The organism is Acidobacteriaceae bacterium (assembly GCA_028283655.1).
Taxonomy (GTDB): Bacteria; Acidobacteriota; Terriglobia; order Terriglobales; family Acidobacteriaceae; genus Granulicella.
The window spans coordinates 489101-502530 of sequence record JAPWKE010000003.1 but is presented as its reverse complement, the minus strand read 5'-3'; the positions used below and the strand labels follow the sequence as shown (position 1 = coordinate 502530).

Here is a 13430-nt window from a genome sequence, read left to right as displayed (position 1 = left end):
TTCACTAGCCTAAACTCTACGGCTGTTAGCGCGCCGTCTGCCGTGAGAAATATCGCGTAAACTGATCACAATGAGCCCCGAGCCACACCAACCTCAGACGCCAGCCTCCGTCGCCCCTCGCTCTGGAGCTGCAAGTCTGCACCCCGCCCCAAACGATAGCGGCTTGGTAGAAGCCATCGCGACGCTTCGCAAGCGTAAGTGGATACTCGCAGCTTTTTGCACTGTAGGCCTTTTGCTCGGCGGATACAGGGTGAAGCAACGACCTCGCGTTTACGAGGCCTCGGGCACATTGGAAATCGGCGGTGGTTCCTCCAGTGCTCTGCGGTCGGGAGCAGCACATGCGGCCGCAGGCATGGGTGGTGGCGATACGAGCTACAGCACGGCCACGCAGATAGCTATTCTGAAAAGCCAGACTTTGCTGCTGAGCGTTGCCCGCGACCTTGATTTGGCAAATAACCGCGAGTTTCTGAACGCCAAAGGGCCGATGAAACATGCGAGCCTGGACGATCCGGCGACACGCGAATCGATTGTCGGAATGCTCGATTCGTCCATCAATGTCACAAGTGTGCCGAAAACAGACATTATCAGCATTAGCGGTCAGACGCTGAACGCCAAACTGTCGGCAGATATCGTCAATCATTTGATGACGGAGTACATCCGTCGGAGCATGCAAACGCGTTTCGATGCGACCAAGCGTGCTTCAGATTTCCTCTCGGGACAACTCGGAGATTTGAAGGACAAGGTCGAAGATTCACAGGCTCGAGTGATTGAGCTTGGCAAGAAAATCGGCGTTCTGGGCTTTGATCCAACCAAAAACCAGATCGCCAGCAACCTCGACATGCTGACCCACGCGGTTGGTGAGGCTGAAATCCACCGCATCCTTTCAGGATCGCGCTACCAGATTTTGAACAAAATGGATCCCGGTGCACTCGATACCACTATCGATGTTGCGACCAGGGGAACCACAGCGGCGACACCTCTGACTCAACTTCGCACCCAGCGGGAGGAAGCTCGCGTACAGCTGGCACAGATCTCGACAGACCTCGGCCCGAAGAATCCCCGTGTCGAGGCGGTGCAGGCAGAGATTAACGAACTAACTGTTCAGATAGATAACGAACAAAAGCGGTTGCTGATCCAGGCGCACGAAGAATACTCCGCTGCCCGTGCCGATGAGAATGGAACTCGCTCTGCCCTTGAGTCGGAAAAAGCTGATGCTTATCGCCTGCGCGACGATCTCCTCCAATACACGCTCCTGCAGCGTGACTTTGAGTCCAGCCGTACCCTGTATGAAAGCCTGAACGATCGGCTTCGCTCCGCAGGTATCCAGGCTGGCCTGGAAGCTACAGAAATCGATATCGTCGATTACGCACACGCTCCCGTCAATCCGTCGATGGAACGGGCCTCAACGGTCATGCTGATCAACTTTCTGGTATTGACGATCGTCGGCTTAATTGTGGTCTTCATCGTGGATTCGCTCGACACTGGAATTCAGACCGTTTCTGAGTTGGAAAGCATCTCGGGGCTGCCCTCGCTGGCTCTTATCCCACGAGCCAGACGCGCGAATGAAGCAGCCTCGGCGTCACCGGCCTACCGCAATCTTGGGGTTCTGAACTCACCTAGAAGCCAGTTTGCGGAAGCATTCCGCGCACTGCGTACAAGCCTGTTACTTTCGACCCTGGGTGGAGAACCAAAGCTAGTCCTTTTGACCAGCTCCACTCCAAGCGAAGGTAAAACGACTGCAGCGTTGAATCTTGCCTTTGTCATGGCGCAACGCGAGGTACGCGTGCTTCTCATCGATGCGGATCTGCGCCGCCCGAGCGTTCACCATCGCCTAGGCCTCAACGCCAAGATTGGCCTTACAACTGTCCTGGCTGGCGCTTCTACCTTAGAAGAAGCTATACAAACCAGTTCGGATATGCCATCCCTGGATATCCTCGTTTCTGGACCGGTCCCTCCCTTCCCAACAGAAATGCTCGGCTCCAACGCCATGCATGAGTTGCTCAAGAAAGTTCGCGGGCAGTACACGCACATTGTGCTCGACTCCCCGCCACTGCTTTCCGTTACCGACTCCGTTATTCTGGCTCGCGATGCCGATGCCGTGATTCTGATCGTTCGCCATGGCAAGAGCACGCGACAGGCCATCCGCCGTAGCCGCGACTTGCTCGAACGTGTCGGTGCGAGAATGGCAGGTCTGGCTCTAAATGCCGTCGACCTCAACTCGCCTGAGTATTATGCCTACTATGGCTACTCCGGCTACTCCGCTTATGGCTCAGGAGGCGTCGAGAAGGCCGCCTGGGACACCCAAAACGAGACCGCTGAAAAGGCATCCAAGGAAGGGCGCTCGCGATGAAGAAAACCAACATTCTGCACGCGATGCTACTGCTCTCCGCCTGCTCCATTGCGGTAGCGCAATCAGGCTTGACGACTCCCGGCACTCTGCCCGCGGGCACGCTAAACAATAACTCGCGCGCGGCTCTGGGACTGCAACAACAGCAACAGCGCTCGAACCTGAATGTCATCACCACGGATCGAGCCCTGCTCTACCCCTCTCCCACGGACTACCACCTCACACCCGGCGATCTGATCAGTGTGACCATCTTTGGGCAGGAGTACCCTGTCACCCTTCGGTTGGACGAAGCCGCTACCGCGCGCTTCCCTTTAGTCGGAGAGGTTTCGCTGAAGGGCAAAAGCATTGATGACGCACAGCAACTGCTAGCGGAACGACTGGTCGAGGCGGGTATCTACCGTCACCCGATCGTTACGATCAATCTGCTCGAAAGCCCGAACTCCAACGCGACGGTTTATGGCGAAACCAACGCCGTTATTCCAGTCCTGAGCCGCCGTCGCCTCATCGATGTCATCATCGCCGCCGGTGGCCTGCCTACTACCGCCAGCCACATTGTCACGATCAACCGCCCGGGGGTAGACAAGGCAATCGTCCTGGATATGGGGAACAACCCCTACACCAGCCCGGCCGCCAATGTTCCGGTGCTACCAGGTGACAGTGTCTTCATCAACCGTGCGGGCATCGTTTACATGGTGGGTTCCTTCAAGGCGCAAGGCATCCTGCCTTTGAGCGGTGATCATAAGCTCACCCTCATGCAGGCAACTGCGCTTTCTGGCGGGGCGGATGCGGCTACCGCAAAGTACGATGGGCTCCGCCTCATTCGTACCGTCAACGGCCAGCGCACGGTTGTCAACCTGAACATCAAGGATGTACTTTACGGCCGCGTTCCCGACCCCATTCTGCAAGCCGACGATATCGTCTTCCTGCCAAGTAGCGCATTGAAGGTAGCCATAACGAGCGGTGGTCTAGGTGTGCTCCTCTCGGCGGTTTCTATCGCAATCTCCGCCATGACTATCGCTCGATAGGTAGCGAATAATGACGACTGCTTCGATTCCAGAAATCACTCAGGGCAATACCCCAGCCGTGCGGCTGGGGTATTACGTCTCCCATCCCATTCAGTACCAGGCCCCCCTGTTACGACGCATCACGCAAGAACCAGAGATCGATCTGACCGTACTCTTCGGCTCAGACTTCTCTGTCCGTTCGTACAAGGATGAAGGCTTTGGCGTTGAGGTGGCATGGGACGTGCCCTTGCTCGAAGGCTATCGCTCCGAGTTCCTCAAACCTCTCCATGACAAGGGCGGCGTTTCCCCGACGACGCCTATCTCCCGTGGCATGCTACGGGCGCTGCAGAACGCTGACGGAACACCACGCTTTGACGCACTCTGGGTGCACGGCTACGCTTCTGTGAACACATTGCAGGCTATCCTCGCAGCCAACGCGCTGGGCATCCCAGTGCTGTTGCGTGCGGAAAGCTGGCTGGCCGACCGTGAACGCTCCGGTTTGAAACTTGCGATCAAATCTCTATTCTTCAACCTGCTGGGCCGAGGGATCGATGCGGTCATGCCCATCGGATCTCATAACGCGGCCTATTGGCATTATTACTGGGGAGACAAAGTCCCACAGTTCCTTTTTCCATACGCGGTAGACAACGCTTACTTCGCGCGTCTCGCGGCAGCGTCGCTTCCAAAGCGCGACACGTTGCGGAAAGAGCTACAGCTTGAGTTTGGACGCCCGGTCGTACTCTTCGCCTCCAAGCTGCAAACTCGCAAGCTCGCCGACCAGCTCGTTGCAGCCTTTGCCCAGTGGCGTCAGACATTGTCCGATGCACAGCCAAAGCCCTATCTGGTAATCGTGGGCGACGGCGAAGAGCGCACCAATCTGGAAACTCAGGTCAAGTTACTTGGCCTGGACGCCGATGTTCGCTTCGCTGGCTTCCGAAATCAATCCGAATTGCCTGCGTTCTTCGCCATCTCCTCGGTATTCGTTCTCCCCTCGCGGCATGAGCCCTGGGGCCTCATTGTGAACGAGTCCATGGCAGCGGGCTGCCCGGTCATTGTTTCCACCGACGTAGGCTCAGCACTCGATCTCGTGACTGACGGCGTCGAAGGCTGTGTTTATCCAGTGGGTGACGTCAATGCCCTGGCCCAGGCTCTGGGACGCGTCTTCGCGACACCTGAAACGCCGATGCAGATGGGCGAAGCCTCGCGTCTACGAATGGACGGCTGGAGTTTTGAGCAGGACGTGCAAGGCCTGCGAAAAGCATTGGCCCACACCACACGCAAGCTCAAGGCGTAGGCGACGATGCGGATCCTTCACATCGTCGGCACGCTAGACCCCAAAGGCGGCGGGCCGCAAACGGCCGTTCGTATGATGGTTGAGCATCAGCCCGAGGGCTACACCAGCGAGGTCGTGACAGCTGACCCCGCGGACGCCCCATTTCTCGCCATCTACCCTGCACCAGCGCACGGCATGGGCGAAGCCGGCGGAGGCTGAGCTGCTGCCCTGGCTGAAGGCAAACCGTCATCGCTTCGACGGGGCCATCATGCATGGGCTTTGGAGCTATCCCGGCATCGCTGCTCGCAAAGCCTTTGCCGGACGTATCCCGTTCATGGTCTTCCCGCACGGCATGCTCGACCCGTACTTCAAGCGCGCCTTCCCGCTGAAGCACGTGAAGAAGCTACCCTTCTGGATGATTGCAGAGTACTGGAACCTGCGCCGAGCCGACCGCGTGCTGTTTACTACCGCCCTCGAACGTGATTTAGCAGCAGAGAGCTTCCCCTGGATGCATCGCTGGATCCCGGAAGTGACTGCGTTGGGAACGACACCTCCGCCAGCCGAAGCAGAACATCTGCGTGGAGTCTTTCACGCTGCCTTCCCGGAACTTGCGGGCAAGCGCTTCCTGCTCTACCTCGGCCGGATTCACCCGAAGAAGGGTGCCGACCTGCTGCTCGACGCGTTCACGAAGCTGGCGCCGCAGCATCCGGAGATTCATCTTGTCATGGCCGGGCCAGGAGCCGATGAAGAGTGGGCAAGCAGTCTGCGCGCTACGTTGACGCCTGAAGTCGCCAGCAGAATTCACTGGCCGGGAATGCTTGAAGGCGAGCTGAAGTGGGGTGCCTTCGCAGCTTCGGAGGCCTTTGCTCTTCCGTCGCATCAGGAAAACTTTGGCATCGCCGTCGTCGAAGCACTAGCCTCCGCCAAGCCCGTGCTGATCACGCACCCGGTCAATATTTCGCCGGAGATCGAAGCCGATGGAGCTGGCCTTGTCGCGCAAGACACGCCGCAAGGTATTCAGAAAATGCTGTCTGCATGGCTTGCTCTAAGCCCTGAAAAGCGAGCAACTATGGGCCAACAGGCGCTGGCGACCTACGCCGAGCGCTACGATATGCGCCGCAACACTGCACCAATCCTTCGCCTTGTAGAAACCCTCCGCAACAAGACACCCTAACCGCTACACTGAGGCCTGATGCCACGCCAGAGCGATTACAACGCCGCCGACCAAATGCCACAAGCCGCCGATGCCTATACGCAGGCCGCATTTCCGCTTTCGAACCGGCTCAAGCGACTCGTGTGGAACATCATCTGGCTTCTGCTCTATAGGCCGTCACCACGGCCAGCTCACGTATGGCGTGCCATGCTGCTTCGACTCTTCGGAGCGACACTCGGCCCGGACTGCCACTTCTATCCCGGCAGCAAAGTGTGGGCGCCGTGGAATCTGGTTTGCGAAGACCATGTAGCGGCTGCCGATGGCGTTGAGCTATATAACCCGTCGCTGATGACGTTGAGATCGCATGCCATCATCTCGCAGAACGCCTACATCTGCGGTGCAACGCATAATTACAACCATGCACGCTTTCCGCTGCAATCGTTCCAGATGGAGATCGGAGCGTATGCGTGGATCTGCGCACGCTCCTCCGTACTGCCTGGGGTCAAGGTTGGCGAAGGTGCAGTGCTTGGCCTCGGAGGCATCGCTGGACGCGATCTCGAGCCGTGGACGGTTTACTCCGGCAACCCGGCGCAAGCCGTTCGCCAGCGCGACCGCGCAGCTGTGCTCAGCGAGCAGCCCTAACGCTTTGCGTTACGGGCTTCCCAGAGCTTGGCGTCTACCAGGAAGCGGAACCAGAACGTCTGCAGCACGTAATAGATGAAGCCTTCCTTGCCATCGAGGAAGCCCAGTCGCACAAAGTAGCGATAGAAGAAGAGCAGGAACGGACGCACGAACGGCAGCGAGTTGTCATAGATCGCTCGCAACGCTCGCTTACGCTCAACGACCGTACCCCCCATGTTGCCCTGTACCCTGCCCTGATCGCTGCCGGAAAGATGCTCGCGCACCTCGGCGTCCGCCCAGCGATTGTGACGTGCCGTCCACTCCGAGATGGACATCTTCACATCGTCGATCATGCGGCCCTTGAGCTGCGCCGAGCGGCCCGTGCACATGAAGTGCTGGTCGTACTCGCGGTCTTCGCAACGCCCCATGCCCCCGCGGAAGAGGCGCATGTGCCATGTTGGCGACATGCCTCCGTACTTGAGCATTCGGCCGAGAAACATCATCATGCGCGGCAGATAATAGCCGTCCAGCGGTGCCTCTTCAGAGAGCGCCGCAATCTCCGCGTTCAACTCTGGCGTCAGACGTTCGTCCGCATCGAGATGAAGCTGCCAGGCGTAGCGCGGCGCTCCGTTGTCGATCGCCCAGTTTCGCTGTGCGCCATAGCTTTGAAACGGATGCTGCAGAACGCGCGCGTTGTAGCTTGCGGCTACCGCCAGCGTGCCATCCGTAGAGCCTGAATCGACGATGATGATATCGTCCGTCAGACCATCAATAGCGGCCAGCGTGGCCGGGAGGGAATCTTCAGAGTTGAAGGTAAGGATAAGGACCGAAGGACGCATCGCCCTGAGTGTATCCCGGCTGGAGAATGATTTCGCCCCGCACCTGCGGAATACAGACAAAAAGCTCAGGCCCGGAGATATCTCCGGGCCTGAGCAAATCGTCTTGTAAAGTATCTACGCGCGAAGCTTCGCGAGCAGGTCGGTGGGGTGCACGGGCTTTGCGAGAATCTCGAACTCGTGGCCCTGGGCGCGAGCACGCTCCAGCAGATCCGCCGTAGCGGCCTGTCCTGAGAACAGCAAAATCTTGCAGGCCGGCAGCTTGTTGCGCGTTTGGATAGCTGCCTCGATACCGGTCATGCCAGTCATAATGACATCCGAAATGAGCATGTCCGGCTGGAAGGAATCGAGTGCTTCAAGCGCCTTTTCGCCGCTATAGACTGCGCGTGCTTCAAATCCGGCCTGGTTGAGGATAATTGCCAGCGTGTTGGCAATCACCTGCTCATCATCGGCAACAAGAACGCGCGGTTTGGTCGTGCTGGAATCAGTCATGGATGCTCTGGTAGGTCCTTCCCTGCGGCTGGTTTGGAACGTGATGACCACCACAGCCGTACGTTCCATCATACGATGTATGGCTACGAAATGGTTCTCGTGGTCTGTGTACTTGCTATGAGACGCCGCCTGCCAAAGATTAGGCTGCCTGAAAAAATGACAAATGTATGCTACGCTGCTGAAAGAATGATCGACATTCACAATCATTTGCTGCACGCGCTCGACGACGGCTCTCCGGACCTCGAGACCTCGGTCGCCATGGCGCGCCTCGCAGTAGCGGACGGGATCACGCACATGGTCTGCACACCCCATGCGTCCTCTGCCTTTACGTTCGCCCCGGAAAAGATCGAGCAACGTCTTGAAGAGTTGCGCAGCGCGTTGCGCACCGCAGATATTCCGCTGACTCTTGGGCGCGGTTGCGACTTTCACATCAGCTACGACAACGTACGCGATGCCCTCGCGAACCCGAAAAAGTACACCCTGAACGGCGGCGAGTATCTGCTGATCGAGCTGCCCGATCTGAACATCCCGCCCGCCATGGACCAGTTGCTCTACGATCTGCGCCTTGCCGGAATGACCCCGATCCTCACGCATCCGGAGCGCAACCCCGCACTACAGCGCGACTCCAGCCGGTTGCGTTCCTGGTTAGAAGGTGGCCTGCTGGTGCAGGTCACCGCCAACTCCGTCACCGGAGGCATGGGCAAGACCGCGCAGAAGATGGCCCATGAGCTACTCAGCAAGCACTGGGTTCACTTTCTCGCCAGCGATGCACACAATACGTCCACCAGACCGCCAGGTCTTACCGCGGCAAAGGCCTGGGTAGACCGGCGCTGTGGAAGTCACTACGCCGAGCTTCTGACAACTACCAACCCAGCTGCGGCGTTCCACTCCGCCCCTCTGCCCGAGCAGGAAGAGATGCAGGATCTGGAAGAAGAGTTTGTGGATGAATCCGCTCAGCCCTGGTGGAAACGGCTGTTCGAAAGACTCAACTAAAGTCCCAGACCACCATCCACCGCCAGCAACTGGCCGGTGATGAAGTGTGGACCGGTGGCGAAGAAGAGCACTGCCGCTGCAACGTCTTCTGCACGGCCGTTGCGCAGCATCGGGGTCTTCTGCGCGAAGTGCTCGTACGCCGGATCAACCTCGCCGTTGACGATCATCCCCGGAGCCACGCAGTTCACGCTGATCTCCGGAGCCCATGCCTTGGCCATTGTCTGCGAAAGCATGTGCAGCGCGGCCTTCGACGTGCAGTAATGCCCGTGCGTCGCCCACGGATGCAGCCCACCCAGCGAGCCGATGTTGACGATGCGGCCGCTAGACGCCTTCAGCAACGAATGAGCAGCTTTCGCGACCAGAAACGGACCACGCGTGTTCGTTTCGAAGATCGCATCCCACTGCTCGACGGAGAGACTTTCCAGAGCCGCCGTCTCAAACGCTCCCGCGTTATTGACGAGAATATCCAGGCCGCCGAACACGTCTTCGACCTTCACCAGCGCCGCCTGCACACTGGCTTCAGAGCGCACATCACAGTTGGCCGCCAGCGCACGGACACCAAGCTTCTCAAGCGAGGCGACGGTCTCTGCCGCATCACGCTCAGAGCCGCGATAGGTGATCGCAACGTCGGCACCAGCCTCAGCCAGCGTCAACGCTATCGTGCGACCAATGCGCTTCGCCGCTCCTGTCACCAGAGCCCGCTTGCCGGCAAGAGGACGTGCCGCAAGACTCACTTGCCGCTTCCGTCAGGGGTCGTGGTCGTCGCAGCGGGCGTCGTTGCGGGTGCGGCCTTCGGCTTCTTCGGAACGACGTGTTCCTGGATGCCAGGTTGTACCTGAGAAGCTTTTCCGTCGTTGTCAACATAGGTAGACACCTGTGCGCGCGGACGCAGCAACTTCACCAGCAACTCCTTATTCGCGGAGTCCACGTCGAAGTCCTGAGCATACGTCGCAAAACCCGGAGCCAGCACCTGCACCGTCACATGGCTGCCCACCTCGATCAGATCGAGCACCGCGCGACCATCGGGATCAGTCTTCAGCTCCAAATTGCCGTCGTTCGATCCATCACGAACAGCATGGAAGATGACCGCAGCGTTCGCCAGCGGATGGCCGTTATAGCCCTTTTCTACGGTGACGACGATGTGCGAAAGCTCGGGCAGCGGCTTCCATTTGCGACCGTGCACTTCCTTTTCGTTCTGTGCGTGCGCGGTAGTGGAAAACCCACCGAGCAGAAGCCCGGCTGTCAGCGTTGCGGAAAGAAAACCTGCCCGAATCATGACCCATATTGTACGTCTTTGCGCATAGATATGGCTCGTCGGCATTTCTCCGGCACCGCCCAAATTCGCGGCCACGACAAACATGAGCGCAATTCACTCACATTTCACGTAGCCAGGTTGACTCCCCACTCGGCCGAGGCGTACATTAGCACTCGGCGGCTGAGAGTGCCAAAGCCCTGCAAACTGCAGCGCACGCCCTCGGCCTGGTCCATCCAAGAGAGGAACATTACATATGGCATCGACGTTTACGCCTCTGCACGATCGCATTCTGGTGCAGCGCCTTGAGGAGGGCGAAAGCAAGACCTCCTTCGGCATCATCATCCCCGACTCTGCCAAGGAAAAGCCCCAGCAGGGTACCGTCGTCTCGGTCGGCAAGGGCAAGAGCAACGACGAAGGTAAGGTCTTCCCGCTCGACGTGAAGCCTGGCGACCAGATCCTCTTCGGCAAGTACTCGGGCACCGAGATCAAGCTCGACGGCCAGGATTACCTGATCATGCGCGAAGAAGAAGTCCTCGGCATCCTCGGCAAGTAGCCAAGTAAGAGTTCAGAGCCTGGCATTCCCGGCTCTCCAGCACCACCCCAAAGAACTTCCGCGGCTACGAAGGCCGCAACGGAGAAAGAAACATGGCAAAGCAGATTCTGCACGGAGAAGATTCGCGTCAGGCGATTCTGCGCGGTGTGAACCACCTCGCGAACGCCGTTAAGGTGACGCTCGGTCCGAAGGGCCGCAACGTCGTCATCGAAAAGAAGTTCGGTTCGCCGACCATCACCAAGGACGGCGTGACCGTTGCCAAGGAAATCGAGCTCGCTGATTCGCTCGAGAACATGGGCGCGCAGATGGTGAAGGAAGTTGCTTCGAAGACCTCTGACATCGCCGGCGACGGCACCACGACTGCAACGGTTCTGGCCCAGGCCATCTATCGCGAGGGCGTGAAGACAGTTGCTGCGGGTGCAAACCCGATGCAGTTGAAGCGCGGCATCGACAAGGCTGTTGTGGCCATCGTCGGCAAGCGCGATGAGAACGGCCAGGTTGTGGGCGGCGCGTTGAGCGAGTTCTCGAAGCCGGTTTCCGGCGACATGATCGCTCAGGTCGGCACCATCTCGGCCAACTCGGACTCGCAGATCGGCACCATCATCGCAGAAGCGATGAAGAAGGTCGGCAAGGACGGTGTTATCACCGTGGAAGAGTCGCGCACAATGGAAACGCAGCTCGACGTCGTCGAAGGCATGCAGTTCGATCGCGGCTACCTCTCGCCTTACTTCGTGACCGACGCAGAGCGCATGGAAGCAGCGCTTGAGAACCCCTACATCCTCATCTACGAGAAGAAGATCTCGACGATGAAGGACCTCCTGCCCATGCTCGAGCAGATCGCCCGCACGGCGAAGCCGCTCGTGATCATCGCAGAGGACGTTGACGGTGAAGCGCTGGCAACCCTCGTGGTGAACAAGCTTCGTGGCACGCTGAACGTCGCAGCCGTCAAGGCGCCCGGATTCGGCGACCGTCGCAAGGCCATGCTGCAGGACATCGCAGTGCTGACCGGCGGCAAGGCCATCACCGAAGACCTCGGCATCAAGCTCGAAGGCGTAACGCTCGAAGACCTCGGTACCGCCAAGCGCGTGACCATCGACAAGGACAACACGACGATCGTTGATGGCGGCGGCAAGGACACCGACATCGAAGGTCGCGTGAAGGAGATTCGTGCGCAGATCGAGAAGACCACCTCGGACTACGACCGCGAGAAGCTCCAGGAGCGCCTGGCGAAGCTCGTCGGCGGCGTTGCCGTCATCAAGGTCGGTGCTGCTACCGAAACCGAGATGAAGGAAAAGAAGGCTCGTGTCGAAGACGCGATGCACGCAACGCGCGCTGCCGTTGAAGAAGGCATCGTCCCGGGCGGCGGTGTTGCTCTGATCCGCGCTTCGAAGGCTGTGGACGAACTGATCAAGACCCTCGAGGGCGATGAGAAGATCGGTGCACAGATCATCCGTCGCGCGATCGAAGAGCCGCTTCGCATGATCGCTCACAACGCAGGAGAAGAAGGCGCTGTCGTGATCAACAAGATCAACGAGAACAACGACGCCAACTTCGGCTACAACGCCGGAACCGGCGAGTACGAAGACCTGGTCAAGGCCGGTGTCATCGACCCGACCAAGGTAACGCGCACTGCCCTGCAGAACGCAGCTTCGATCTCCGGCCTGATGCTGACGACCGAAGCTATGATCGCCGACATCCCCGAGAAGAAGGCAGAGCCTGCCGGTCACTCGCACGGCGGCGGCATGGACGGCATGTACTAAGCTGTCTGCTTCCTCAAGCAACACGAAAGCCCCGGAGAAATCCGGGGCTTTCGTGCGTTCGTGGCAAGATTTATCCATGGCTAGCTTTGCGAACGTCCCTGCCCGCCTGATTCTTCCCTGCGCTCTTACCCTTTGCAGCGCTCTCATAGCCTCAGCCCAAAAACCCTCGACGAAGCAGAACACAGTCAACTTCGACCCGGCCCGCACGAAACTCTACACGCAGGAAGAACTGATGCACGGGCGCGATAGCGCAAAAGGCAAAATGGGCTGGGACGTAGAGGTCTATCACCTCTACGTCGAACACGGGGGAGCCTACGCGGACCGCGGAATCGCACGCCGCGAGAGCCTGCACGACGACAGCATCGCCTACGCTTTGCGTCAGTACGCTGCGGCCATCGCAGCACAGCACAAGCAGATCGTTGGCATCATGGGGAACGCGCTGGAAGACGAGCGCTGTTCCGTTGCGTATCGGCAGACGGCTGAACTCGGCTATGAACTGACCCGTGCAGGCTACATCGTCTCCACCGGCGGTGGCCCCGGCGAGATGGAAGCGGCGAACCTCGGCGCCTATCTCGCTCACTACGAGCCCTCCAGCCTCGATGCGGCTATCGAGATCTTCCGCAAGTATGCTGTGCGCTCTGCAGACCCAACAATGTGCTCTTACGCCTCACACGCGGAGTACGAAGACGCAGCCATCGCCGTGTTGAAGAGCTTTCCCAACGGATCAGACAATCTTGGCGTACCAACGTGGTTTTACGGCCACGAACCATCGAACGCCTTCGCTACACACGTCGCCAAGTTCTTCTCAAACGCGATCCGCGAAGACGCGCTGCTCGCCTATGCCAACGGCGGAGTCATCTTCACGGAAGGTCGTGCTGGCCTGCGGCAGGAGATCTTCCAAAAGCTGACGATGAACGACTTCGACACGACTTGCTACACCTCACCGCTAGTGTTCCTCGGAAAGAAGGAGTTTGAGCGTGGTGGGCTTTACCCGCTGATCCTTGACATCGAAACGCCTTACAAGAGTCAGCCCGGCATTGCCACAACGGACAGCGTGAAAGAGACAGTTGCCTTCCTGAAGTCCCATCCCGCAAAACGAACAGGGGGAACAATCGGACTCTGCAGAAATGTTCCGTAGTTCGA

The 13430-nt window shown here is 58.8% G+C and carries 14 protein-coding genes; 10 read left to right on the top strand and 4 right to left on the bottom strand.

Annotated elements, in window-relative coordinates; all coding sequences use genetic code 11:
• Positions 1-352: 352 nt before the first annotated feature.
• Genes PW792_04895 through PW792_04870 form a run of 6 tightly spaced genes read left to right on the top strand, consistent with a single transcriptional unit; the run spans position 353 to position 6419 of the window.
• On the top strand, positions 353-2350 hold the full coding sequence (locus PW792_04895) for a polysaccharide biosynthesis tyrosine autokinase (protein ID MDE1161269.1): 1998 nt from the start codon (positions 353-355) through the stop codon (positions 2348-2350).
• Complete coding sequence (locus PW792_04890; protein MDE1161268.1) at positions 2347-3372, top strand: polysaccharide biosynthesis/export family protein; 1026 nt, start codon at positions 2347-2349, stop codon at positions 3370-3372. Before PW792_04895 ends, PW792_04890 begins: the two co-directional genes overlap by 4 nt.
• A 10-nt stretch (positions 3373-3382) precedes the next feature.
• Positions 3383-4645, top strand: coding sequence for a glycosyltransferase family 4 protein (locus PW792_04885; protein ID MDE1161267.1), 1263 nt, complete (start codon positions 3383-3385; stop codon positions 4643-4645).
• Between the two features lie 6 nt (positions 4646-4651).
• The gene (locus tag PW792_04880) at positions 4652-4843 is read left to right on the top strand and encodes a hypothetical protein (GenBank protein MDE1161266.1); all 192 of its coding nucleotides are present in this window, start codon (positions 4652-4654) and stop codon (positions 4841-4843) included.
• Positions 4844-4892: 49 nt separating this feature from the next.
• The gene (locus tag PW792_04875; protein MDE1161265.1) at positions 4893-5798 is read left to right on the top strand and encodes a glycosyltransferase; all 906 of its coding nucleotides are present in this window, start codon (positions 4893-4895) and stop codon (positions 5796-5798) included.
• Between the two features lie 18 nt (positions 5799-5816).
• On the top strand, positions 5817-6419 hold the full coding sequence (locus PW792_04870) for a putative colanic acid biosynthesis acetyltransferase (protein MDE1161264.1): 603 nt from the start codon (positions 5817-5819) through the stop codon (positions 6417-6419).
• Here PW792_04870 and PW792_04865 read toward each other — a convergent pair.
• Positions 6416-7237, bottom strand: a complete 822-nt coding sequence (locus PW792_04865; GenBank protein MDE1161263.1) for a glycosyltransferase family 2 protein — start codon at positions 7235-7237, stop codon at positions 6416-6418. The two genes, PW792_04870 and PW792_04865, sit on opposite strands and share 4 nt — an antisense overlap.
• A gap of 114 nt (positions 7238-7351) precedes the next feature.
• A complete protein-coding gene (locus tag PW792_04860; GenBank protein ID MDE1161262.1) occupies positions 7352-7726 on the bottom strand; it encodes a response regulator in 375 nt (124 codons plus the stop codon).
• 186 nt (positions 7727-7912) lie between these two features.
• Between PW792_04860 and PW792_04855 the strand changes: the two genes are divergently transcribed.
• Positions 7913-8719, top strand: coding sequence for an exopolysaccharide biosynthesis protein (locus tag PW792_04855; protein MDE1161261.1), 807 nt, complete (start codon positions 7913-7915; stop codon positions 8717-8719).
• On the opposite strand, the gene PW792_04850 is transcribed toward PW792_04855, so the two are convergent.
• Together PW792_04850 and PW792_04845 are read right to left on the bottom strand one after the other, a co-directional pair.
• Positions 8716-9453, bottom strand: a complete 738-nt coding sequence (locus PW792_04850; protein MDE1161260.1) for an SDR family NAD(P)-dependent oxidoreductase — start codon at positions 9451-9453, stop codon at positions 8716-8718. The two genes, PW792_04855 and PW792_04850, sit on opposite strands and share 4 nt — an antisense overlap.
• Positions 9450-9995: a carboxypeptidase-like regulatory domain-containing protein gene (locus PW792_04845; GenBank protein MDE1161259.1), complete on the bottom strand. Its 546-nt coding sequence runs from the start codon at positions 9993-9995 to the stop codon at positions 9450-9452. The genes PW792_04850 and PW792_04845 overlap by 4 nt, the downstream gene beginning before the upstream one ends.
• A gap of 232 nt (positions 9996-10227) precedes the next feature.
• On the opposite strand from PW792_04845, the gene PW792_04840 reads away from it, so the two are divergent.
• The 3 genes from PW792_04840 (at position 10228) to PW792_04830 (ending at position 13425) form a co-directional block, all read left to right on the top strand.
• A complete protein-coding gene (locus tag PW792_04840) occupies positions 10228-10527 on the top strand; it encodes a co-chaperone GroES (protein MDE1161258.1) in 300 nt (99 codons plus the stop codon).
• A 92-nt stretch (positions 10528-10619) separates the two neighbouring features.
• A complete protein-coding gene (groL, locus tag PW792_04835; protein ID MDE1161257.1) occupies positions 10620-12287 on the top strand; it encodes a chaperonin GroEL in 1668 nt (555 codons plus the stop codon).
• A gap of 76 nt (positions 12288-12363) precedes the next feature.
• Entirely contained in the window at positions 12364-13425 is a 1062-nt protein-coding gene (locus PW792_04830) for a hypothetical protein (GenBank protein ID MDE1161256.1), read from the top strand.
• Positions 13426-13430: the final 5 nt, after the last annotated feature.